A 23,573-nucleotide genomic window follows, 5' to 3' on the forward strand; every position below is an offset into this window, starting at 1 on the left:
TGGTGCCGCTTGGCAGATACATAAAAGCAAAGATACAAGTTCAATACGCCTGACGTACAAGGCTGCCCGTTTATTGAAAAAGGGCAGCTGACCGTTCTGGCCAGCTGCCTTAAACTTTGCTTGAGTTATCGTTTTCCGTCGTTATCTGGAAGTCTTTAACTGGTTTAGGATTCGAATATCGTTTTTCTACCGGTTTTAGGTGTAATCGCATGATTTGAGGGTTCTGTTAAGTTCAGAGCAATCTTAGCTCATCTTGGGTTTCAAACAACCTTCGCTGGCTTCGGTATTCCAGCGCTGTGATACCTTCGGTTTCCTTGAATATTCTCGTAAAATGCTTCACATTTTCGAATCCAACCTGATCACTGATTTCGTACACCTTCAAATCGGAGTGCACCAGCAGCTCCTTCGCCTTGTTCAGCCTTAACCGGCGAACATAGTTCGAGAAACTCTCACCGCTATATTCTTGGAAGGCTTGGCTGAAATACGAGTAATTGAGTGAGAAATGGTTGGACACGACCGCCATGTTCAAACGGTCGGCATAATGCGTCTGCAAGTAGGCGAGAACTTTTTGCATCGTATTTTGATCCGTAGGCGCTTGCTCTCTCCAATCTTGGATGAACCGGTCCAGACTATCGAGAAGCTGCTCAACAGCTGCATAATAATGTTCAAATCGATCGAAATTCGCAATATGTCCAACATGGGCGTACGGCCTTAATAGGCCAAGCACTCTATTTCCGTAGATGCGGAACACCTTGTCGAACACCTCTTCATTGAGCAGCTGGCTGATCCGTTCCAGGTAGCCGATTTCACAGCAGCTAATGATACGAACATCTAGAACTTGATCGAGAAGCTGCTTCATTTCGTTCCCGCGTCCCATTCCCATCAGATTCGATAATCGCCCAATCAACTCAACAGGAACGACATGCCGCTCATTGCGCTCACTTATGCTGGTGTAGTCCAGCACATCGAGTTCTGGAAGCACAAAACTGTATTTCAAGGTTTGCTTCGCTTGGCTGTATGCCCACCTTACCTGCTCTATCCCTTGAACAGACTCGCTAACCGCGATTCGCAGCTGCGACTCATATACACTCAACCTCCACCGTTCCGCCAACTGGTAGAACATAACCGGATCGCGTGCGAGCATAATCGTTCCGCCTTCTCCATCACGCGTGAGCATCCAATCCATTCGCCCTTGTAACAGTTCTTCGATTTGTTTCTTGAAAGAGGCAGCATCCGTGCTGCTAGGCTGTGATCCTCCACCGCGCCGCGTAAGCAAGCCCAGCGTATATCCTGTATCCAACCAGCAAAAGTCGGCCTGCTTCAGCTTGTTCTCTGTTACCGCGTCATCCACATCCTTCTGGGTCAAATGCTGAGTAACTAGCTCGGCAGCAACAAGTCTGGCATCTTCACGCGACTTGTCTGCTCGTTCTTCTCTCATCCTTATGTCCTGCCTTAATCGCTCCAGGACGGCAAACAACTCCTCCCGCCTCACAGGCTTCAAGAGATAATCCTTCACAGCACAGCGAATCGCTTTCTGCGCATATACGAACTCATTATAGCCAGACAGCAATACAATCTCGGGTTTAACCGGGTGGCCTTGCAGCTGATCGAGCAGTTCGAACCCATCCATAATTGGCATTCGGATATCTGTGATCATAATATCCGCAGGCTCATGGCGAAGCAGCTCCAGCGCCTCTTGTCCATTCTCGGCAAATCGGCAGTTAAACAGATTAGGAAACTGCCTCTCTATCATCGATTGCAAGCCCCTCCGGATGATCTTCTCGTCGTCGACGATCAGCAAGCTAATCATAGATGTCTAATTCCCCTCCCATGACCCGATACGGCAAAGTCATGATTATTCGTGTATAGCTCCCTTCCTTACTCTCGATCTGAATCCCATATTCCGTCCCATAGCTCATCACTAGGCGTTGGTCCACATTACGCAAACCGATTCCATTGCTGTCGTGGCTATTGTTGCGAACGAATAATTGCCGGGCCTCCTGGTAAGCGGACTCTTCCATTCGGAGCATCCGATTCAATAAGCCCAGCTTCTCTTCCGGTATGCCGCGGCCGTTGTCAGTGATCTCTATGACACAAGCTTGATCACGCCGGACGGCAGAGATCGTAACGGCCAGATTCCCGTTGCTGGAATGCATTTGGCTCATCCCGTGCTTGATTGCATTCTCGAGTGCGGGCTGCAGTGACATTTTGAGCGATTCCTGCTCGAGACATTCCGGTGCAATCGACAATCGGAGATCAAGTCTTCCATCATAACGGATGTTCATGACGGATACATAATGCTGGACCTGCTGAATCTCATCGCTGAGCATCACGTGATCCCGCTTCCATTCCATCGAATACCGCATCATACCGCCTAGCGAGGTCATTATGTCCGATATAAGGAACTGCCCTTCAATCTCCGCCAGCATCTTGACGTTCTCCAGCGTATTGTAGAGGAAGTGGGAATCGATCTGGTTCTTCAGCGCCCGAAGCTCGGCTTCTTTGCCTGCCGCCTGCCTAGCTGCCTGCTCTTGAATGAGCTCGTTAATCTTCAGAATGAGATTGCGGTAATGCAAGCCCAGCTCTCCTACCTCATCGGTACCGGTAATCGGCGGCAGCTCGACGTCAAAGTTACCGCTTCTTACCTGTTTCATCGATTCTCTTAACACCTTAAGCCTGCGCAAAATCATCGCCTGCATCGAGTAAGACAGCAGTACGAGAAATGCCGCTAGTAACGAAATGAGTACAATATAACGAACTCTCGAATGGTGAATGCCTTCCATCGTGTCCGCAAGACTAACCATATTGACCAGATGTACGTCGATCGATGGAATGTAGCTCTGAATCGCCAAGTAGGACTGCCCATTAACCTCGAACTGTACCGTCTCGCGATCTGTATTACTCGTCAACTTCACACTTTCCATCAATTGCTCCGCGCTGTGCTGCTTGAACACAGGTGAAGTCTTCAAGCTGAATACCTGTCCGCTCCTTGCTACTACGATCAGCTGGGAGTTCGTGTCCTGCACACTGCTGAACGTTCGAGTGAAGAAATTCGACAGCTTCATCAATATCTCTAGAATCCCGTTATGTGTTATGTTGTCCGCAAATTTGAATTCCTGCAAGTACGTCATGACGGGCTCATTCAGCGATGGTTCGGATGGTGAATCGGTGAGAACTTTTTCGTCCTGTACAATCTCCCACCAGGGCAAACCGCTCTGTTTCATCACCTTATCATGCCAGGGTTTGTCCTGAATACGTGACTCCTGTAGGATGACTGGCCAAATCTCATTCACATAAGGGTTGGCCGTGAACAACCGGACATTCGCAATTCGTGGATTGTTGAACAGAAAATATTGAAAGCTGCTGACCACATCATTCTTAATATGAAGAACACCCGCTGCATCCTGTCGTTGTTGAATTTGCAGATAACCGTTCATTTCCCCGTTGGATAACGAAAGCTGGGCGGTCCATTTCATCAGCTCCACGTTATTCTCAATGTTCTTTTTCTCGGCCGCCAGCACATTATCGTTGTTCACCGTTATTTCTTTTATTGTATTGGCGGACTCTTCATTAAGCATATACCAGAAGAATAGAATAACCGGTATGAAGATAACGAACACAAATGACAGGATCAGTTTGACTTGAAACGAAAGTTTAAACACAATTGCACATATCCCCGATAACCAACGTTTTGCCGGGAATCCCATCTCCTGCTTCACCTACTGCTTCTTCTATAGAACTATTAATTGAGCGACGACTTCAGCTTCTGTACATTTCGTTCATAGGCTGTTTGTTTGGCGAACTTAATGCCCTATTATTGGGGATACCTACCATATAAAAGCAGACTTACATTGCTAGAAGGTTATTGCAAGTAAAAGAAAAGTTTATATTACAGGTAGGGGTTGCAAGGCTACTATATTTCAGGTTTCCTAAGCCGCTAATGTGAATAAGCGAGCAAGACAAGGAAATATTCCTTTGTCTTGCTTGCTTATTCACGTTAGCTATGATGTTCTATTACGTGATAGATCATGGCATTTGCTTCTGCTCTCGTGCTCAAGCCTTAGTTTGACATCCAACTGGGGGCGCTTTATTGAAAATAGTTCTCCCAGCTTCGAATAGAAATCACCCGCGAGCCGGCTTATAGGCTGAAGTTTATTAGGATCAATCCGTCCATCCTGATATAAAGATTCATGAATATGGAAGTGAACGATGCGCCCGATCAATAGATCGCACCCTGGCATTGCTGCACTCGGAACAGGAGTTAAGCCAGCCCATTCGACCTCGCTTTCGTGTGACGGCAAGCTGACCGCTGTAAGATTGATAGCCTCAATATTCGACTCATCCGAAATGTGAACGACGAACGCTCCCTTTTCTATCGCATTTCTTGCGGTGTCCTTCTGTTTGCCCTGCTGCCGTTGTACGGAAATCGACAGCATAGGCGGATTTGAAGTCACGATATTAAAATAGCTGAAAGGAGCGGCATTAAGTATGCCGTCTGTCGATAAAGTCGTCACAAACGCTATCGGCCGAGGAAGAATACTCCCGATTAGTAGCTTATAATTGTCCCGTTCCGTTTGATTGTTGGGATTGATCGATATCAAAGTTACCCTTCTTCCACTTTTAAAGTATGTGAACAAGGTTAGGAATCGAAATGCTTTTTGAACCAATGAGCTGCCGCATTAATTTCTTGATGCGTTAACTGATGACCTGCATGTTCCCAGTGTATTTCAACGGAAGAGCCTGCACCTTCCAATAGCGACTGCAGCTCTCTGGTTTCTTGTTGAGAAGAGATTGGATCATTCGTTCCGGCACCAATAAATATAGGGATATGAGCTAATTCGCGAAGTATTACACCACGACGAGGAACCATGGGATGGAATAGAATTGCACCTCTTAATGCATTCCTACAATGAAACAAGAGGCTTCCCGCAATGTTGGCACCGTTAGAATACCCAATAGCCACGACATTCCGGCGGTCGAATTCATATTGGTTCGCTGCTTGATCAATGAATCCGTTCAACTCTTCCGTTCGAAACAAAAGGTCTTCCTCGTCAAAAATACCCTCAGCCAATCTCCTGAAAAATCGAGCCATTCCATTCTCCTGAACCTCGCCTCGAACACTTAGAGCATTGGAGTCCGGAGCGATCCTCTGAGCAACCGGCAATAAATCGTATTCCGTCCCGCCCGTGCCATGTAATAAAAGAAGTGTCGGCAGTTTCGGATTTGAGCCTTTTTGAAAAATATGCTTCATGGCTTGAACGACTCCAATTCGCGTACTTGAATGGGCGGCAAGTTTTTTTCAATTTCAGCACGATTGCGTTGGAACCATTCTGGCAGCATTAATGCCTCACCTAAGCGATCTTGAGGCTCATCCTTTGCAAAACCCGGCGGATCCGTCGCAATTTCAAACAAGATGCCGCCTTCTTCCCGAAAATAGATGGCATGGAAATACTGCCGATCAATGATCGGTGTAGGGTGGAAGCCGTTGTTCTCAACATGGCTTCTCCATGCTGCGTGGTCTTCATAACCCTTGACTCGCCATGCGATATGATGAACGTTACCTGAACCCATGATCCCGCTCCCTTCCTCCCGCTCTAATTGCAAGCCGTCACGATCCGCAAATTTTACGGTACTCATCTTGTACGACACTCCTTCTTTTATATGAAAAAGATTTACTTGATTCCTATGATAGGGCAAAATGAATTAGCAAACCATTCCTTCATTTCTATACATTATATAGCTAAAATCTATATATCCAGCACGCTGGCATCTATCTCCTTGATCGATTTCTTACCACAGCCCCAATGCCAAAAGCCGAGTATTTCTCCCTGCTTAATTGGAACGCAATGTATTTCTGCATTTGATCCTCTCTCCTACATAAAGAATCGTCCCTTAGACTTTCGAGCAAAGATGTTGGTATAAGCTGCTCCAAGTCCATGACGAACCCCCAAGGGAGGATCTAATATAAGCAAGCTTCGTATTGTGATGGGAATCGAACCTGCATGAACGGGCTATGATCCGAGGTCATCGCCTCGCGGCGATGGCTTCCTTTGTGGGTGTGAAAAAGACAAGCTCAGCAGCTGATCTCAGACTGTGGACAAAGCCCTGTTTTTTTAGGGCTTTGTTTTTTTTATGCATGGTTTTGAATACCATGATTTCAAAAAAGCGAATTCTCGTATAAAATTAAGATGATCTGCCCTCATCCTGCTTTCTTGGCAAGGTGGTTGGCGATCTTTTTCGCGTTCTGACAGATGGCGGTCATGGAGGCCTGTTCCTGCACTTTATTCTTCCCGCGGAACCGGCAATAGCGAAGTCCGTGCAGCCCTTTAGCATCCGCGAAACTTCGCTTAATAGTTTGGTACCGTAATCGGTACAAGCCATCCACTAGGGAATGTATCCCCTTGACATTCTCGATTTAAACCTCATAATTCCCCTATTTGCAATGGCCGTAGTCTGCCAACTTTTTCGATTGTTCTAGAAAAGAATCGATACATTTTTGAACAGAAGGATTATTATAATGATACTTTTTAAAAATAAGCTTGATCTCACGAACAGGCGTTGGATCTATGAGACGAATCATTTTCAATTGCTGACCAAAGTTTCCAATTAAAGAAGCAGGTAAAATAGCTACCCCCATCTTTTGCAGTACCATAAAAAGAAGAATTGCCATGGAAGTTGACTCAAACTTTGATTGCAAGGATTTGGTGATCTTAGCGCTGAATGTATGAAGTTGCTCGATTAAACTTATATCACTAACAAATAAGGAAGATTCTAAATCTTCTAGCTCTTGAAAAGAAATAAAGGTTCGATCTGCCCATGGATGATCCGCATAAACGACCAATACTTGTTCTTCTTTATACAGGTGCATCATATGAATTTCTTTGTTTGGATCATGATTGTCGATAATGCCAATATCGATACTATTATTCAATAATTGCTGTGATATATTTTCTGCACTGGCAAATTTTAAAGTAGTATCAGGATACTGTTCATGGAATTTCAAAAAACGAGGTTTTAAACAAGAAAAGTCCATAGGTGAGATTCCTATCGAAAGTTTATTTGTTCGGGCATTGCGTAACTCGTGAGTTTCTTTCTTCGATTCTTCGATGAGCCTCATCACGGAAAGAGCTTTTTCGTAAAGTATTTTCCCGGCAGCTGTAATCTTTACCCCTCTACCAGCTCTCTCAAACAAAGGGGTTCCAACTTCTACCTCTAGAAAGCGGATCTGTTGACTTAAAGTAGGTTGAGAAATCATTAAAATGTCTGCAGCCTTAGTAAAGCTTCCTTCTTTGCAAATTTGAATGAAACATTCTAATTGCCTGAACATGAAAGATTCACCTCAACCTCACTCCTATTTTCCCAATAGAGTTGTAACTGTGTAATACCATCATCCCGCGTCTCCCATTCTTACATATGAATCTATCTCTTGAACGAATATGCGTGCAGTGGACCTCATACTAACGGAATTAAGATATACAAGAGATATATCCCAACAAGGAGCATGGCCTTCTAATTTTATAATACGCAAAGAATCGTCCCTTATACTTTCGAGCAAAGATGCTGGTATAAGAGCTGCTCCAAGTCTATGGCGAACCCAATGAATCAATACTGAAGTGGAGGACGTTTCTATGGTCGACTTCAAGGTAAACCCACACGAGAAACAATACCTTTCAATTAATGATTTGTTTTGTTCTAGAAACATGATCGAATTCATTTGCTTCAAGGATCGGAAAGGAATCGAAGATTTATCGGCCAAAGGATGTTCTGAGTGAATCAATAGCGCCATTTCTTGTCTATACAAATGAGTCGAAATGACCGAAGCATCAGAAATCGAATTTGCAGTTATTCCAAAGTCTACCACTTGCTCCAGAACTTTTTTCTCGGCATCCTCTGCATCGATAATTTTCAATAAAATATTCGGGTACTTTTGGTGAAATCTCATGAAATAAGGAGCAAGATATTCAAGTTCAGCAGGACAACACCCAATAGAAATTGTTTCTCTAGATATATTGTTTCGGCCATATATTTCATTTCGTGCATCTTCAAGAAGATTCATAATAGCGTTGCCCTTATTCAAGAGAATTTTCCCCGCTTCCGTTACTTCAACCCCCCTACCTACCCGATTGAACAATGGAATATTATACTCGTCTTCCAAAACCCGAATTTGCTGGCTTAGTGTAGGCTGAGTCACACCTAATTCTTCTTTAGCTTTGGTGAAACTTCCCGATTTGCATATTTGAATAAAATATTCAAGCTGGCGCAATTCCATAGTGTATCCCCCTTAGTTAGATGTACAGACCATCAATGGTAAAATCGAGGACGCTATAAGAATGTGAAAGAAAAATTTTAGTTCCGACCCAACTGATCCTTCGTATAATAGCTGATTGGTAGTGATGAGCGTGATCGGGGTGATCTCTGGATGACAATGACTTTGTAATCATTATAAGACGAACCTGTCATATAATATATCCGCTTGATTTCGGGTGAGGTTACTAGATTTTAGGGTTGGTCCGTGTAGTCTGAAAATATGAAGATCAGCCTGTTCAACATGGCCGATTACCTGAACCTGTCTCGCAACTATGTCACTTCCAACTCTCAGCGCAGGGGAGCGTTGTCGATTTTTCGTCTCTACTTTAAATAAAATGGACCTTCAGCATGTACTGAAGATCCATTTATTAAAATAGTAAACCATTTATTAATATTTGTTAACTACAGGTAACCCACTCATACAATTTGCCGAATGAATGCATCTTTCTGGGTGAAATAAAACTTCGATATCTTTCCCTACATATCGCTGGAATTCATCAGACACTTCCTTTCACACTCCTATATAAACTCAAGCCGATAACTTCGCATACACAATAAAAAATATCATGATTTCTCCAATAATTACAAAATTAGGTGCGATATAAACATTGTCCACCGCAAAAAAACAACCTAGCAGTCCTAATAATGTCGCCAAATGATAGGTTTTCAGCCTTAGATGTTTATGTCTGTATCGGTTAAAAACGAATGATGTAGAGATAAAATAAAGCAGAACTGATCCGAAAATAAAAGCCAACATAAATGGATAATGCAGTTGTTCCTGAAATATTAATTGGATCGAAGCAGCTATTAAGCCCATGGATACATATATGAATAAATGACCATAAATAATCGTTTGGCCAGCTGTTTGTATATCCTTCCTCACTTTCCTTTCAATACTATCAAAATATTGCCACCACATGGCAATCACTAATATAAAAGTAAATAAGGCGAACAACATAGTTGCCCAGTTCCAGTAACTAGACTGCAAGACCGAAAGGATACCAATGACCGACTCGCCAATAAGAATAAGTGTAAATAATGCAAAGCGTTCCAATAAGTGATGGGTATGTGTGGGTGTTATTATCAGATACCGCCGGCCGTATAACGGCTGCATGATATCTACGGCAATTCCAGTATACAGAATTGCATAACGGATCCATGAGTCACAGAAAAGTGAACAGCAAGAAATGAATATCCCAATCCAAAATCGCGTCCCCAAATATCGAGCGGTCATCCGCTGATGTGTGCCATTTGATTTGTGTACGGTAAGATATTGAATTGCTGTCAGCGCTCTCGAACCAATATAACCTACAAGGAAGGGAATATAGTATCGATCGAAATCTACGGATAGACTTGCTGTCATAATTAAAGCAAAGAATAATTGAAAGATCATGAATTTTCGATGAGTTCCTATATCTTGGCCAAAACGATTATTAAAGAGAGTTTGTCCCACCCATCCCCACCAAATTGGTATGAATATTAAAACAAATTTGGTTAAGTATTCAAAGGGAATGATCCCATGGTCTGCATGCAACAAGATGTGGTTCGATTTTGACACTGCCGCTACAAAAAGCAGATCATAAAAAAGTTCCAGCCATGTTACCTTTTTCTCGACCATACTAATACTCCCTTTTTATCTAACAATTTTACTTATTTACCAGATAAGCCGCGACTTCGGCTAATCGTGAAGCATAGCCCCACTCATTATCATACCATGCTGCGATTGAGAGAATTTCTCCTTGTACTTGGGTCAAAGGAAGGTCAATGATGGAGGAATGGGAATCGCCTACAATACGAGAAGACGCCCATTCCTCTTCCAAAACGTCCAAGACTCCCTTCAACTCGCCTTCCACAGCGGCTCTGCGGAACATATCGTTCACCTGTTGGACCGTGCACGGCTTTTCCGTCACCAGGTTTAATTCAGCAATACTGCCCGTACGAGTTGGAACTCGGTATGCCTTACCCGTAATCTGCAGATCGTTCCAAATGAACTTCAATGCTCTTGCAGCTCCGGATGAGGAAGGAATGATATTTTCCGCAGCGGCCCATGAATCCCGTCGATCCTTCATAGGCTGATCGGTTAGTGATTGTGTGTTCGTATAGGAGTGAACTGTTGAGAATAAACCGAATTTGATCCCGAAATTTTCCCTGACGACTTTGATGACCGCTGCCAATGCGTTGGTTGTACAGCTCGCCATACTTATGATCCTGTGCTTGACCGGATCAAACTGATCCAGATTTATTCCTTTCAGCAACACGGCATCGCAATCTTCAAAAGTTTTGCTTGGGCCGCTAACCAGCACTCTATTGGCACCACGTTCCAAATGGACCTCGGCAACGGAACGGGTAACGGCCCGGCCTGTGCAGTCGATAACCAAGTCCACATCCAATGCCTTCCAATCCGGGACTTCCTTCGACGAATTGATAAACTTTATTTCCCTGCCGCCGATAACGATACGGCCTTCATGCCCGGAAACATCTTCAGGCCAGCGTCTATAGTTGGTATCCACTTCGAATAGCGCCGCTAGCGTCGCCTCATCTTTGATGTCCGAAATGGAAACCGGAACAAAAAGCTCTTCCTGCAAAGCGACTCTTAGCAATTGCCTGCCAATGCGCCCGAATCCGAATATCGCTATTCCACCCATATTTTCCTCCATTTGATCATATATTGTATTTATAAATCGATGTTATGCGAAGATTCAGAGAGGTGTTACCATTATTTCACCGTAATCTTCGTTATCATCGTGCTGTGGCCGCTGCCACACATGAAAATGCAATTGATCGTGTACTCGCCGGGTTTGTCAGGCGTCCAGGTGACGTCTTTCGTTGCATTTTCGGCGACTTGCGCGATCTTCGAGTCAGTGCCGACGATGGCGAAACCGTGCATGCCCTGCTTCGAAGTGACGGTGAAATGGATCGGCGTTCCGGAGGTAAATTCGGTTTTATCCAGCTTCCACTCAAAATTGGACGCTTCGGCCTTCACTTCGACAGCAGCGGAAGCAGCCGGTTTGGCCGAGGCAGCGTTTTTGTCGACGGGCGCTGCATCTTTCGCCGCCGGAGCGGCAGTGTCTTTGCCGCAAGCGACAAGCTCTAAGGCGAAGAGGAGAATCAGCAAGGATATAATCGATAATTTCACAGTACGATTCATAATCACACCTCTATCCTAAATTTGTTGTATGTTCCCCAGCACTTTCGTGCCGCGTGGCTTCGTCACGAGCGCATCCGGCTCGGGCGTAATGCCGAAGCCGCCGATCTGGACGTCACATTCCCCCTTAGGGAAAGAACGGATGATGGAGGAAACGAGTTTGGAGTTTGGCCAGTGGCAATAAATTTTGCTCCGTTTCGCCTGTGAAAAAGGACAAGTGTAGGCACGTGTAAGCCGCTCCCTTTTCAAAGATATGTCTCATCTTTTGTCTCCATCTAGCGCCCTCACTTCAATTGGCAGCAAGTTAGCTTCAATTTTACCACGTACGGGTTCAAGCCATTCCGGGAGCATCAATTTTTCACCTAATGCATCAGGAGTTTCATCTCGTGCGAAACCTGGAGGATCGGTTGCAATTTCAAATAAGATGTGTCCATCTTCCTGGAAATAAAACGCATTGTAATATCGCTGGTCTACATTATGAGTAGGTACATAGCCGCCCTCACTAACTTTCTGGAACCATTGCTCATGCTCCTGAAAGTCTTTTGCACGCCAGGCAATGTGATGAACGGTACCTGCCCCACCATGTCTCCATTGCTTATTCTCAAGAGGAACATCGATCAGGTTCCCGATATGTCCGAATGATTGAAAACGAGCGTAACCGACGTCTTCACCTACTTTTTTCAATCCCAATACGTTTTCAAGCATATGCATCGTTTTCTCTGCTTTCATGCTGAAAAGAACAGCACCGCCAAATCCTTTTATCGCTCTGTCCGTAGGAATTCCGTCAAACGACCACTTGCTGTTCAATCCATCTTCGCGCTCAACAATTTCAAGATGAAGCCCTTCGTGATCCCTAAACTGAAGGTATGATTCTTGAAACCGGACTGACTTTTGTGGGGTTATGCCGAAGCTGTTGAGCCGCTTCTCCCAAAAGTCGAATGAGCCGGGCGGCACGACAAACGTAGTTATTCCTACTTGCCCCCCGCCTACTTCTCCAGGCCTAGAGTCGGGCCAGGGATAGAAGGCCATAATGGAACCGGGGCTTCCGGATTGATCGCCGAAATACAAGTGGTAAACTTCCGGCGTGTCGGCAAAGTCGATGGTTTTCTTTACGAGCCTAAGACCAAGTATGCCTGCATAAAAATTGACGTTCTCCTGCGGATTACGAGCCAATGCAGCAATGTGATGGATTCCTGCAGTTTCTAATGTCAAATATGATCACCCCTAACTTTAAGATCGGACTATTTAACCCGATAATGGTAGCTCTTCTTTGGAGCGGAAACATTTCCATCGAATAAGCCAAAACCGACGGTGGGAACATGGATGCCAAAATGCCGCCCCGTACCTACTTAGTATCATTCGGTATCGATTTATCCCCTCCAAGGTTGAGTTAAAAAGATCAATGGTGATTCTAATTCAACAGCTTTTGAATCCACGGGATAAGCCGTTGTCCGAGAAACATGCCGAAGAGCCCTATCAACCCTAACATTGGAGGAGCTGGAGACGGTATACGGAGAGATTGAAAAACAACCCCTATCACGATCCCAGCACCTAACGCTAATAATATAGACCACATAAAATCTGCCTCCTCTCTCGGGAAACTTGGACTAAAATATTCTTCCCCATAATTTTATTAGCATCATAAGGTGTCCATCAATATGGATATATCTATACAACATATAGGAAATGCCTATGTTTCTTAGACACTGTTACCGCCACGAAATGTTTAATGTTCCAGGTATTGGCCGCATCAGTAATATCCGTTTTATTTGATCGGGTAGTGCCTGCCATTGAGAAATTAAAACAGACGCTATTCGATAAATCAGAACAGTTCAAGGGCATAGTCAAAGTGGACGCACCCATTTGCAGGAATGCACCCGGTCCCGAAATGTCGTTAGAAGACATGTTTGGAGGATAGTAAAGAGTGGGTAAAACAGAACAAAGTAGAAGCAAGTCGGGTAAATATCTTTACAGTTTTCGTTACCAAGCGATTGAGCGAAACTTCGTGGATGCAAAAGAGCCCCCCGGGCTTCGCTATTGCTGTTTCCGCGTGGCTCCGTTATTGTTGTTCCAGAATTGATTAGAATTTTCTATGCACCGTGGCGAAATTGACGGTTTGTTGCAGAATTCGTTAGAAAAAATATTTTAGCCTTTCAACTGCACATGCATATATACATTTATTTCAAACGAATTTTAGTTTTACGTATTTTCCATTTTCATTGTTCTCGATCCCCATATAAAAAGCGTATTGAATGATGTTTTCACGGATAGCATCTATCATACCGTAAATTTCATGCATGTAAGCATGGGCTGAGTTTCATTTCTTTACCAGAGCGGATTTGTCGGTGTGGCACCCGCCCAATTTAACAAAACTGAGTACGCCAATTGCGCCGTCTGCGTGAACGTTTTCCCTACTTTACAACTTCTCATACTGAGCGTAAATCCTTCGATCACGGCGTCTTCGTCGACCTCAATTAATTATAGATTTCTCAACAATTTTGAGAATCTATCCTCACTAATTCTGAAAATTTTCTTGAAAAAATTGGTTAGACGTAGAAAAAAAAAGAGGGCAAACCCGGCTGACTGTTTTATGTAACGAACAAGGGCTATGGGATCATTGTCAACCATCCCAAAATGATTTCGTTTGAAGTCGGCTCGAAAAAGGTTTTCAAAGTCCCATGCAGTGTAGCCGGCGAGGAGCTGGCGTATTTTATTTGCGGGAATCCCAAAGCATATTGACGAGCCACTTGCGCCCATCATCGTCGTGAAACAAAGACGGCTCAAATCCACTGCTGTTCAGGTAAATAGACTCCGACCAAGGCCCACCAATATCCGTAGCTGTTACCAAATAGTTGTGGGTATCCTTGAAAACTCCAATTCTGCTTTTTACATCCGTGTAGATCAAATAAAAAACACCGTTCTGATATGATGAATTTGAACACCGGGAAACCATTCAAACGTGGACGTGGCAATATAGTATTTCTCATCAACCCTAAGAATAGAAGGATCTGGATTGAATCCTGTCAAAATCGGGTTCGTAATATAGCCCATTTCATACTTCCCCTCCTAATTGTTTTGCACAGCCAAAGCTTTTTTTCCCGCTTCCAAGACAGCAAGAATCCGATCCACATCATAAACGCTCCCTGTCCAGGTTCCTCCGCTGACAGATTGTAATGCAGCCCATAAACGAGTATCGTCAGGAAGTCTTTCGTCTGCGGCGAGCTCCGGGTGAGGGACTCGGGCAGCAAGCACACGTGCTCCTTCTTCGGGGGTCAGCACTTCGTCACCATCGCCCAGAAAATGGATGCTGCCTTCCAAGCTGTTACGATCAACTACGATGTCAATCGTATCTCCATCCCGCAGCTTACCAATCGGTCCGCCAGCTAACGCTTCAGGTCCAACATGACCGATACAGGCACCTGTGGATACGCCCGAAAACCGCGCATCGGTAATTAGGGACACGTATTTGCCGAACGGCAAATGCTTTAGAGCTGAGGTTAATTGATAGGTCTCCTCCATCCCCGTACCCGATGGTCCGCGCCCCATCAACACCATAATATCACCGGCTTGAATACCGCCGATCTTGATTGCCGAGATAGCCGCTTTCTCTGAGGTAAACACCTTGGCTTTGCCCCGATGGCGGTAAACCCCATCCGCTCCAACGGTTGTCGGGTCAATCGCCGTCGATTTAATCACTGATCCTTCCGGAGCCAGATTCCCCATAGGAAACGTAACCGTCGAGGTCAATCCCCTTTCTTTGGCACGTTCTGGACTCATGATGACGTTGTCCGGATCTATGCCGTCCATTTCCATAAGCAGACTTCTCATCCGCCCTCGGCGCTCGCTCGTTTCCCACCAATCCAGTACAGTCCCCAGCGTTTCACCGGTTACTGTCAACGCATTTTCTTTTAGTACCCCCAGACGGCGGAGATGCAGCATCACTTCCGGCACCCCTCCGGCCAGAAACACTCGAACAGTCGGATGATATTCCGGACCATTCGGCAAAACGCTGACTAGTCTTGGTACGTCTTTATTGACACGAATCCAGTCTTGAACGGTCGGAACGGGCAGCCCTGCCACATGAGCGAAGGCAGGAATGTGCAGCAGCAAATTGGTCGATCCGCCAAAGGCCGCATGAACAACCATCGCATTATGGATGGACGCTTCGGTCAAAATATCCTTCATCCGGATTCCCTTTTCCTCGAGCGTCATCATAGCGCGGGCCGACTGCCTGGCCATCTCTTCCCATACGGGCTGTCCCGATGGTGCAAGCGCAGCGTGAGGCACCGTCATGCCCATAGCCTCTGCAATAACCTGCGAAGTAGCTGCCGTTCCAAGAAACTGGCAGCCTCCACCCGGTGTGGCACAAGCCCGGCAGCCGAGGTCGGCAGCGTCTTCCAGACTGATTTCACCATTAGCATACCTTGCACCTATGGTTTGGATTTTCCCAGCGTCCTCGCCCTCCGTGGGGGGTAATGACACTCCGCCGGGCACAATTACGCAAGGAAGTTCGTGCATCCCGGCCAGAGCAATCATCATGGCGGGCAATCCTTTGTCGCAGGTTGCTACACCGAGCACACCTTTGCGCGTCGGCAAGGAGCGGATGAGACGCCGGAAAACGATCGCTGCATCGTTGCGGTAAGGAAGAGAGTCAAACATGCCTTCCGTACCCTGGGACCTACCGTCGCAAGGGTCGCTCACATATCCGGCGAAAGGAACCCCACCGCTTTCCGTGATCACCTCTGCTGCAGCCTGCGTCAGCAGGCCAACTTCCCAGTGACCGGTATGATAGCCGAGTGCGACGGGACTGCCATCTTCCTTACGTATGCCTCCTTGCGTGCTTAACAAAAGATACTGTTTACCCTTCAGGCGGGAAGGTTTCCACCCCATTCCAACATTTTGGGTAAGACCGAACAATTCTCCGCTTGGAGCATGCAATAACATTTCTTTTGTTAATGGCAATGAGCCTTTTGGGCCTTGCGCGTGCGTACGGATCGTAAACAAATCGTTATTTTCATGAGCCATAATCGATTTTAATTGCTCTTTCATCAACCCTCACCCTTCCGAATTAGGTTTTATAGCAAAAGTGATACGCTTACGCTTTGAGAAATACCGTTTTTATCGAGGTATAAAATTCGATTGCCGCCTGACCTTGCTCGCGCGAATGAGAACTGGACTGCTTCATCCCGCCGAATGGGGCCTGCAGCTCCACCCCGGCTGTCTCGGAATTAATTCTTACCAAACCGGCGTCCATATCTTGAATAAACGAAAGAATATTGCTTATGCTTTGCGTGTAAATGGAAGCGCTCAGACCATAATCCGAATTGTTAGCCAGTTGAATGGCTTCTTCCATGGTTTCGACTTGAATTAGCGCGAGGACCGGGCCGAAAATCTCTTCCCGGGCAATCGCCATTTCTGGCGTTACTTTATCAAACACAGTGGGCTGAATATAGAAGCCTTCGGCGAGATCTGGATGATCCGGTGAAGCACCGCCGAACAACAGCTCAGCTCCTTCCTCTATTCCTTTTTGAATGTAGGACTGCACCGTTCTTAGCTGATTTTCGTTTGCGCAAGGGCCGAGCCATGTATCGGCATCTAATCCATGACCAACTGTTAAACCTTTTAATTTGCTCAGGAGCTTTTCTTTGAAAGTTTCATACACATCACGCATCACAATGACACGGCTTGTTGCCGTACATTTCTGTCCTGTCGACCGGATTCCGCCACTGATCGTCGCGTCAACCGCCAAATCCAAATCGGCATCCGCAGCGATAATGATCGGATTTTTCCCGCCCATCTCAAGCTGGTATTTCGCCCCTCTGGCTAGTGCCGCCTGACCGACCCGTTTGCCAACTTGATTGGAGCCGGTAAATGTGATTCCGTTTACATCCGGATGCTCTGCAAGTCCTTGCCCGATTATAGATCCGCTTCCGGTCACTAAATTGATAACTCCGGCAGGAAGTCCCGCTTCAGCGATGCATTCTACGACTTTGGCAGCCGTCACCGCCGTCTCCTGAGCAGGCTTCAGCACGACCGTATTACCATAAATTAAGGCTGGCGCCATTTTCCATATCGGAATCGCCACTGGAAAATTCCAAGGTGAAATAACTCCGACAACCCCAAGCGGTATACGGGTCGTAAACATCAGCGCTTCGCTGTCCGTGGAGGGTATCACTTCACCGATCTTCCGCATCCCTTCACCGGCATAGTAGCGCAGGATGGCGATCCCTCGTGCCGTTTCGCCTTTTGCTTCCGGCAATGTTTTGCCCATTTCACGCGTCATCGTCTCGGCAATTTCATCGATGCGTCTTTCCAGCGCATTGGCTGCTTTAAACAAGTAGTCGCCTCTTGCCGAGCCCGATAACTTTCTCCAACCTTGCTGTGCCGCTTTGGCGGACGCAACCGCTTGGTTCACTTCCTCCAATGACGACGACTGCACATAGCCCACGACTTCACTTCTTTTGGCAGGATTTATGCTGGGGACGGTTTGCCCAGTGCCGGCTGGACACCATTCACCGTTAATATAGTTTAAATAGGTTTGCCCTCCAACAAATACAGATGCCATATATATTCCTCCTTGAATGTATGTATTTTATAAATCAAATGTATAATTACAGATTAGCTTCCTGCACCTACAACATGATTGACAAGTGTCCCAATACCGGTAATCTCAATTTCGATCCGGTCTCCGTGAGCGAGTGTAAATTCGTTAGGCGGTACAATGCAAGTTCCCGTCAGCAGCACGGTTCCGTCAAACAATACATTATCCCGAATCAAATATTCGGTCAATTCCTCAAGCTTTCGTTTTAGCTGATTGGTATTAGCCGTTCCCTCGACGGCTTTTTCCCCGTTACGATATATTCGGCTTGTAATCTGCAAGTTGTAAGGGTCGTCTACCGTTTCGGCCAAACGGATCGCTGGTCCCAAGGAGCAGGAACGCTTCCATACTTTGGCCTGTGGCAGGTAGAGCGGATTCTCGCCTTCAATATCCCGGCAGCTCATATCATTGCCAATGGTGTACCCTACGATTTTCCCCTTAGCGTTCAGAACAAGCCCTAACTCCGGTTCAGGCACCTGCCACACGGAATCGCTTCGAAGTTGTACGTCGCCGCCCGGTCCTACCGTTCGGGCAGCCGTCGATTTGAAAAAAATCTCCGGACGCACAGCGTCATAAACTTTATCGTAAAAGGTCAAGGCATCCAGTTTGCCTTCGGTTGCCTCATAATTTCGCGCATCCCGGCTTCGCTCATACGTAACCCCAGCAGCCCAAACTTCGGGCGCTTCAATTGGAACCAGAAGCTGCAGCTGATCGACTTGACCTGATAGCACTTCCCTATTTTCGATCGTTTTGAAAACCAACTCGAGCGGTGAAATCTCCGTTTCGTCAGCTTCTTGGATCAAGGTTAAAAAATCGCATTGCGGCAGTGCGAAAATTTGTTCATTGTCATTAACTGCAGCTAGCTGTGAAAGCCCTTCATTTACAAAACGGATAATTCTCATAGATAGCTCACTCCTTGATTTTGTTTTACATTATAAAACAGAGTTCTCGAATTCTAGTGTAAAAAATGCCTGGACTCGACATGCTTTACAAAACTTGCCGAAACCCCAGGGTCTGTGAAATCGTCTCTGCTTCTTTCTTAAGTAGGGCAATATACTGCTTAAACAATAGGTCATCTACCGTTGAAATTAAAGTTGATATGCTGATCGCTGCTACAACCGAACCATTATGTTCGAAAATAGGAGCTGCAGCGCATCGTACGCCCGGTTCGTTCTCCTGATTGTCAATGGAGTACCCTTGCTCACTTACCTGATTCAATTCGCGAAGGAATGCCTCTCTGTCCGTAATCGTCGCTTCTGTAATCTTGGAGAAATGGTAATTCCGAAGGAGCATATCGATCTCATCCTTCGTTCTAAAGGCTGTCAGCACCTTTCCTACCGCGCTGCTATGAAGTGATATTCTGCGACCGATTCGGGAATAGCGAATCGCAGCTTTTTCCCCCTCAACTTTATCCAAATACACGCCTTCCTTCCCATCAAGAATAACGAGATGGGTTGTCTGACCTGTCTGCTCCGACAAAGCAGTCAAGTGCTTTCGGGCAACTGTACGGATGTCCAGGCCTTGCAGCATAAGCTGTCCCTTTTCCAGGAACTTTAACCCTAACTTGTACTTTCCTGTTTCCATATCCTGATTGATATAACCGTGTAACTGTAGCGTTTTCAATAAGGAGTGTATTGTACTCTTGTGAAGCTCCATTCTCGCGCTGATTTCTGTAATTTTCAGCTCTGTCGTATGCTCGTCGAATAAATCCAATATTTTCAATGCTCTGTCCAGCGCTTGAATAATAGGCATGGTATCACTCCTATCCACAAGTCCATAATAATCTTTTACAACCATGGAATCAAGATAAAGTTATTATTTATCACTAAATATACACTGCGGTGTTATTGAAAAATCTTGACAAGGTATAAGCTGGTTTAGTTATTCAACTATAGTTTCCCGTCCCTCAATACTAAGGATTTATCTCATGTATGCTCACTCATCCTCAGGATTTCATCACATTGTACACGAACCTAGAAAACTGAGCCGTTCCTCCAATCTCCTTGGTAGAATATAGGAACAACCCGTAACGTGCCCCTACAAATTGATCCATTTTCCAGACCATATTGTGGGTAATACCAAGCTTTTTCCAGTCTTCTCCGTCCATGTAATAAAACTCGCACTCGTCTGTATTGTTCACGAAATTGCCATAAGCCTTCAAAGTAACTTTGTCACTGTCCACTGGAATCCTTGCATATTCCACCCCAGTCTCTTTGTCTACTAGGTTTCCGAAGATCGTTTTATCGTCTGTGGTTCTTGCCAACATGACCAAGTAGTATTGTCCAGCTTCCTTGGTAAGTGCAATGAAGCCATAGGTGCTGATCAAGAAGCACAAGCCTGCATAATCGCCATCCTTTAGCTCGCTTCCATCCAAGGTAACGATAGCTTCGCATGTGGGCCCCATTGTACGCTGTGTCAATGTATTTACCGAAAATGTTAAATTGGGATTGATTTTTCCAGATTGAATACGATATGTACCCGGTTTATCCGTTACGGACCACAAAATATCTGTCGGGATATGATTCCACTGCCAGTAGTCTTTCAGATGAACCTTGCCGTTCTCATCCGGCTTGTAGAAGAAATCATCGCTTCCGACCAAAGGTTTGTATTCATATCCGGGTCTAGTACTCGGAATGTCGATATATGGGGGTGGCTTCCTATCGAATACCGGAACATCATTTTCCCAATGCAAAGGCACCAAGACAGGGATACGGCCAACGGCACCATGATCCTGAAACAAGAGGGCATACCATTTACCATCTGGCGTATCAACGATTCCGCCTTGTGCTATACCTGCATTAAAATACTCCATGTCATCATCAAACACCTCTCCGCCAACAAAGTCCCCCTCCAGGGAATCTGCTACAAAACAGGCTTGTGTTCTGCGACTATGTCTGGACTGTGTAATGTGTATAAAAAATGCGTAATATTTTCCATTAATCTTATAGATATGGGCACCTTCATAACCAAGATGATAAGGTCCTGTCTCCCTCACAATGATCCGGTTTAATCCACCAGGCTGGGGACCGGTCAAATCTTCCTTTAATTCTGTAAGATGAATCTCGGCATTTCCATATATAATATAAACTCTGCCATCATCATCAAACAAAAGTGAGCAATCATGATAGAATCCTTCGATATTCGGGTGCCTCATCCATGGTCCTGTGATTTCAAACGCAGAAAACAAATACGTTTGATGAGTATCGTTTGCTACGAAACATACATAATATTTACCTTGATGGTAACGCAAAGATGCCGCCCACATTCCCTTTCCATAGATCTGTCGGTCACCCTCCAGCCTCTGATCCGGTGTATCATCCAAAGCATCATATACATATGTTGCCACTTCCCAATGGATCAGGTCATACGACCTCAATATTACACACCCCGGCATAAAATGCATGGTCGTACTGACCATATAATAAGTATCCTCCACCCGGATCACATCGGGGTCCGGATAGTCAGCCCATATAATGGGATTCGGGTACATCTGCATTACCCCTTTCCTTCATTTAGTTCCTACAATAAACAGCCATGTTCAATAGTCGTGACGTCTTTCTCAACTCACTTCTTAGCTCGTAGGGCACCCCGATGCTCCAAGGGTGTCAAACCGGTCATTTTCTTGAAAAATCGGGTAAACGAGTGAGCCGCCTCGTACCCCACACGAAAACCGACCTCCGAAATTTTCAGCTCATCCTGCTTGAGCAGCTCTCTTGCTTTTCCAATCCTTGCTTTAAAGAACGTTGCCTGGAATGAGCAGAATCCTATGTTGGTTATTCCAATGTGAACGAAGCTAGACTCGCTCCTCCCGTACCCGTATACGTGAAATACAAGGCTTGTATGCCATCCGGTATAACGAGATCCGTAGAATATTCCTTCCATATATTTGTAAAGTCAACCGATATCTTCCCGAGAGCAGGACCGTCCCATGATGTTTTCACTTCAAAGGCACCACGGCAATATCCACGCACCCTGATTTTGACTTTCTTGATCCCATCGCACTGAAAATATTTAAATCCGGCTGTTGCGGAATCCCTCATATTGGCGATATATCCGATCTCCTCATCTCCATCTTTCCCATCTTGGGTAATCTTCGGAAACCGACAGTCCATCCATTCCCCGGGAGCTCCTGTATACAACGCCTCATCATTGCAAAACAGATTGCAAGCCAGGTACGAAGGATATTCCCCTCGACCGTCAAGCGGCCCTCCATTCGAACCGCAGGATGTCATTTCCACCTGCGGAATCGTACCATCCTCGCGGAATTCGATCTGTTCGATACAACCTTGCCGGCTGAAATTCGTTCCGTTGGTATGTCTATGATAAAAAATGTACCACTTTTCATTCATCTCAACAATGCTACCATGGTTATTGCCGCCATAATACATGGGTTTATTCGCCGGTTTGTATGAGTCGATATGAAGATCATTATTGCTGACAATGACTCCCTGATATACGAAATCCTTTGTTGGACATTTACTGGTCGCGTAGCACAGTTCATGCATGACGATGGATGAATAAATAAAATAATACGTATCGCCTTTCTTCCTTATAGAAGGAGCCTCAAAAAACTCATGCCCTTCGAATCCGCTGCCTTTGCTGTAAGGTTCACTTGGCGCGACAAATACCGGTTCCTCCAAAATCGTGAGCATATCGGGACCCAGGACCGTAGCCATGGCACCGCTTCTTGACTTGTCCCCAGCTGCACAGAAACCGGTATACAGGTACGTTCTTTCTCCTTCTGTCATCACTCCTGGATCAAATTGTGGCTCGTCGCCTTCTCTGTCTCCCAAACGTGTTCCATCGGCATATCGAACATAGCCATAAAATTCATATTTGCCGGCCGGGGTATCACAAACAGCGACCGAAACGATAGAAACCTTGTCTAGGGCATAGTACAAATAATAACGTCCATCCGGACCAACCGTGACATCTGGTGCATACAGACACATGCTTCCATCAGGATTAAGCGGATCATCTGTTTTTTTGTAAATCACGCCTTCATACCGCCAGTTTGCCGGGTCATCCTCAGGTGCCGACCAACAGACATAATCGTTCAAGCAAAACGCATGTCCATTGAAACGGTCATGAGAGCCATATACATAAACTCTGCCGTTAAAAACATACGGTTCTCCATCGGGAATATATTCCCATGATGGAAGATATGGATTTCGTGCTTGTTTTTTCATATTAATCTGTTCACTCCTTGCTAAATTCGATGTTTCTTTCATATACACTGAATATTCTTCTTCCTCGACTCTGAACAACGGTATGAACATCACCTGATCGTCATCCACAGCAAATTCCAGCCGGCCCTTTTCACGGTTAACGAGTTTATCATTGATATTCTGATTGGAAATTCCCTTCAGTTGCGAGTTTGACCCGATCTGAGCGAGTAAGATGCTGCCGAACATGACCGCCACCATACCATCTTCACCTTGAAGCGGTACTAGATGCAGGAAAGCATCAATGTCAATTTCAAATCCCACCTCTATTCTAAGGAGTATTGGTTAGACGATAAAA

Annotated in this window: 18 protein-coding genes and 4 pseudogenes; 1 reads left to right on the top strand and 21 read right to left on the bottom strand. The window is 45.5% G+C overall.

Going from position 1 to position 23,573, the window contains the following annotated elements:
* Positions 1 to 232: 232 nt before the first annotated feature.
* The 13 genes and pseudogenes from AC0LWT_RS00645 to AC0LWT_RS00705 all read right to left on the bottom strand — a co-directional run bounded on the left by AC0LWT_RS00645 (position 233) and on the right by AC0LWT_RS00705 (position 13,028).
* Positions 233 to 1,810 (bottom strand): response regulator, encoded by a 1,578-nt coding sequence (locus tag AC0LWT_RS00645; protein ID WP_474679289.1) that lies wholly within the window; start codon positions 1,808 to 1,810, stop codon positions 233 to 235.
* Positions 1,803 to 3,662, bottom strand: a complete 1,860-nt coding sequence (locus AC0LWT_RS00650; protein WP_474679290.1) for a sensor histidine kinase — start codon at positions 3,660 to 3,662, stop codon at positions 1,803 to 1,805. The genes AC0LWT_RS00645 and AC0LWT_RS00650 overlap by 8 nt, the downstream gene beginning before the upstream one ends.
* A 339-nt stretch (positions 3,663 to 4,001) precedes the next feature.
* Positions 4,002 to 4,601: a flavin reductase family protein gene (locus tag AC0LWT_RS00655; protein ID WP_474679291.1), complete on the bottom strand. Its 600-nt coding sequence runs from the start codon at positions 4,599 to 4,601 to the stop codon at positions 4,002 to 4,004.
* A gap of 38 nt (positions 4,602 to 4,639) precedes the next feature.
* The gene (locus AC0LWT_RS00660; protein WP_474679292.1) at positions 4,640 to 5,251 is read right to left on the bottom strand and encodes an alpha/beta hydrolase; all 612 of its coding nucleotides are present in this window, start codon (positions 5,249 to 5,251) and stop codon (positions 4,640 to 4,642) included.
* Positions 5,248 to 5,583 (bottom strand): annotated as a pseudogene (locus AC0LWT_RS00665) (VOC family protein); the annotation flags it as partial. The gene AC0LWT_RS00660 and the pseudogene AC0LWT_RS00665, both read right to left, overlap by 4 nt.
* A 616-nt stretch (positions 5,584 to 6,199) precedes the next feature.
* A pseudogene (locus AC0LWT_RS00670) lies at positions 6,200 to 6,376 on the bottom strand (transposase); the annotation flags it as partial.
* Between the two features lie 57 nt (positions 6,377 to 6,433).
* The gene (locus AC0LWT_RS00675) at positions 6,434 to 7,327 is read right to left on the bottom strand and encodes a LysR family transcriptional regulator (protein WP_474679293.1); all 894 of its coding nucleotides are present in this window, start codon (positions 7,325 to 7,327) and stop codon (positions 6,434 to 6,436) included.
* A 60-nt stretch (positions 7,328 to 7,387) separates the two neighbouring features.
* A complete protein-coding gene (locus AC0LWT_RS00680) occupies positions 7,388 to 8,269 on the bottom strand; it encodes a LysR family transcriptional regulator (RefSeq protein ID WP_474679294.1) in 882 nt (293 codons plus the stop codon).
* 567 nt (positions 8,270 to 8,836) lie between these two features.
* The gene (locus AC0LWT_RS00685; RefSeq protein WP_474679295.1) at positions 8,837 to 9,925 is read right to left on the bottom strand and encodes a low temperature requirement protein A; all 1,089 of its coding nucleotides are present in this window, start codon (positions 9,923 to 9,925) and stop codon (positions 8,837 to 8,839) included.
* 28 nt (positions 9,926 to 9,953) lie between these two features.
* Positions 9,954 to 10,952 (bottom strand): type I glyceraldehyde-3-phosphate dehydrogenase, encoded by a 999-nt coding sequence (locus tag AC0LWT_RS00690; RefSeq protein WP_474679296.1) that lies wholly within the window; start codon positions 10,950 to 10,952, stop codon positions 9,954 to 9,956.
* Positions 10,953 to 11,023: 71 nt separating this feature from the next.
* The gene (locus tag AC0LWT_RS00695; RefSeq protein ID WP_474679297.1) at positions 11,024 to 11,455 is read right to left on the bottom strand and encodes a cupredoxin domain-containing protein; all 432 of its coding nucleotides are present in this window, start codon (positions 11,453 to 11,455) and stop codon (positions 11,024 to 11,026) included.
* Positions 11,456 to 11,710: 255 nt separating this feature from the next.
* Complete coding sequence (locus AC0LWT_RS00700; protein WP_474679298.1) at positions 11,711 to 12,664, bottom strand: VOC family protein; 954 nt, start codon at positions 12,662 to 12,664, stop codon at positions 11,711 to 11,713.
* 199 nt (positions 12,665 to 12,863) lie between these two features.
* Entirely contained in the window at positions 12,864 to 13,028 is a 165-nt protein-coding gene (locus AC0LWT_RS00705) for a DUF1427 family protein (RefSeq protein ID WP_474679299.1), read from the bottom strand.
* A gap of 287 nt (positions 13,029 to 13,315) precedes the next feature.
* Between AC0LWT_RS00705 and AC0LWT_RS00710 the strand changes: the two are divergent.
* Positions 13,316 to 13,502: pseudogene (locus AC0LWT_RS00710) on the top strand (IS5/IS1182 family transposase); the annotation flags it as partial.
* A 666-nt stretch (positions 13,503 to 14,168) separates the two neighbouring features.
* Here the strand turns inward: AC0LWT_RS00710 and AC0LWT_RS00715 are convergent.
* The 8 genes and pseudogenes from AC0LWT_RS00715 to AC0LWT_RS00750 all read right to left on the bottom strand — a co-directional run.
* A pseudogene (locus tag AC0LWT_RS00715) lies at positions 14,169 to 14,503 on the bottom strand (family 43 glycosylhydrolase); the annotation flags it as partial.
* 15 nt (positions 14,504 to 14,518) lie between these two features.
* Positions 14,519 to 16,501, bottom strand: a complete 1,983-nt coding sequence (locus tag AC0LWT_RS00720; protein WP_474679300.1) for a YjhG/YagF family D-xylonate dehydratase — start codon at positions 16,499 to 16,501, stop codon at positions 14,519 to 14,521.
* A gap of 46 nt (positions 16,502 to 16,547) precedes the next feature.
* Complete coding sequence (gene gucD, locus AC0LWT_RS00725) at positions 16,548 to 18,017, bottom strand: alpha-ketoglutaric semialdehyde dehydrogenase GucD (protein ID WP_474679301.1); 1,470 nt, start codon at positions 18,015 to 18,017, stop codon at positions 16,548 to 16,550.
* 53 nt (positions 18,018 to 18,070) lie between these two features.
* Entirely contained in the window at positions 18,071 to 18,952 is an 882-nt protein-coding gene (locus AC0LWT_RS00730; RefSeq protein ID WP_474679302.1) for a fumarylacetoacetate hydrolase family protein, read from the bottom strand.
* Positions 18,953 to 19,037: 85 nt separating this feature from the next.
* Positions 19,038 to 19,802, bottom strand: coding sequence for an IclR family transcriptional regulator (locus AC0LWT_RS00735; RefSeq protein WP_474679303.1), 765 nt, complete (start codon positions 19,800 to 19,802; stop codon positions 19,038 to 19,040).
* A gap of 193 nt (positions 19,803 to 19,995) precedes the next feature.
* Positions 19,996 to 21,540 carry a glycoside hydrolase family 43 protein gene (locus AC0LWT_RS00740; protein ID WP_474679304.1) on the bottom strand — a complete coding sequence of 515 codons (1,545 nt, stop codon included), beginning with the start codon at positions 21,538 to 21,540 and terminating at the stop codon, positions 19,996 to 19,998.
* 74 nt (positions 21,541 to 21,614) lie between these two features.
* Positions 21,615 to 21,932, bottom strand: a complete 318-nt coding sequence (locus tag AC0LWT_RS00745; RefSeq protein ID WP_474679305.1) for a helix-turn-helix domain-containing protein — start codon at positions 21,930 to 21,932, stop codon at positions 21,615 to 21,617.
* Positions 21,824 to 23,239, bottom strand: a complete 1,416-nt coding sequence (locus tag AC0LWT_RS00750) for a family 43 glycosylhydrolase (RefSeq protein WP_474679827.1) — start codon at positions 23,237 to 23,239, stop codon at positions 21,824 to 21,826. The genes AC0LWT_RS00745 and AC0LWT_RS00750 overlap by 109 nt, the downstream gene beginning before the upstream one ends.
* Positions 23,240 to 23,573 lie beyond the last annotated feature (334 nt).

Source organism: Paenibacillus sp. sgz302164, from assembly GCF_056120505.1.

Bases quoted from the DNA above. Each gene is read 5' to 3' on its own strand.
- AC0LWT_RS00645 (WP_474679289.1), bottom strand. From the start codon at position 1,810: ATGATTAGCTTGCTGATCGTCGACGACGAGAAGATCATCCGGAGGGGC.
- AC0LWT_RS00660 (WP_474679292.1), bottom strand. From the start codon at position 5,251: ATGAAGCATATTTTTCAAAAAGGCTCAAATCCGAAACTGCCGACACTT.
- AC0LWT_RS00675 (WP_474679293.1), bottom strand. From the start codon at position 7,327: ATGTTCAGGCAATTAGAATGTTTCATTCAAATTTGCAAAGAAGGAAGC.
- AC0LWT_RS00680 (WP_474679294.1), bottom strand. From the start codon at position 8,269: ATGGAATTGCGCCAGCTTGAATATTTTATTCAAATATGCAAATCGGGA.
- AC0LWT_RS00685 (WP_474679295.1), bottom strand. From the start codon at position 9,925: ATGGTCGAGAAAAAGGTAACATGGCTGGAACTTTTTTATGATCTGCTT.
- AC0LWT_RS00690 (WP_474679296.1), bottom strand. From the start codon at position 10,952: ATGGGTGGAATAGCGATATTCGGATTCGGGCGCATTGGCAGGCAATTG.
- AC0LWT_RS00695 (WP_474679297.1), bottom strand. From the start codon at position 11,455: ATGAATCGTACTGTGAAATTATCGATTATATCCTTGCTGATTCTCCTC.
- AC0LWT_RS00705 (WP_474679299.1), bottom strand. From the start codon at position 13,028: ATGTGGTCTATATTATTAGCGTTAGGTGCTGGGATCGTGATAGGGGTT.
- AC0LWT_RS00720 (WP_474679300.1), bottom strand. From the start codon at position 16,501: ATGAAAGAGCAATTAAAATCGATTATGGCTCATGAAAATAACGATTTG.
- gucD (WP_474679301.1), bottom strand. From the start codon at position 18,017: ATGGCATCTGTATTTGTTGGAGGGCAAACCTATTTAAACTATATTAAC.
- AC0LWT_RS00730 (WP_474679302.1), bottom strand. From the start codon at position 18,952: ATGAGAATTATCCGTTTTGTAAATGAAGGGCTTTCACAGCTAGCTGCA.
- AC0LWT_RS00735 (WP_474679303.1), bottom strand. From the start codon at position 19,802: ATGCCTATTATTCAAGCGCTGGACAGAGCATTGAAAATATTGGATTTA.
- AC0LWT_RS00740 (WP_474679304.1), bottom strand. From the start codon at position 21,540: ATGTACCCGAATCCCATTATATGGGCTGACTATCCGGACCCCGATGTG.
- AC0LWT_RS00745 (WP_474679305.1), bottom strand. From the start codon at position 21,932: ATGGAAGGAATATTCTACGGATCTCGTTATACCGGATGGCATACAAGC.
- AC0LWT_RS00750 (WP_474679827.1), bottom strand. From the start codon at position 23,239: ATGAAAAAACAAGCACGAAATCCATATCTTCCATCATGGGAATATATT.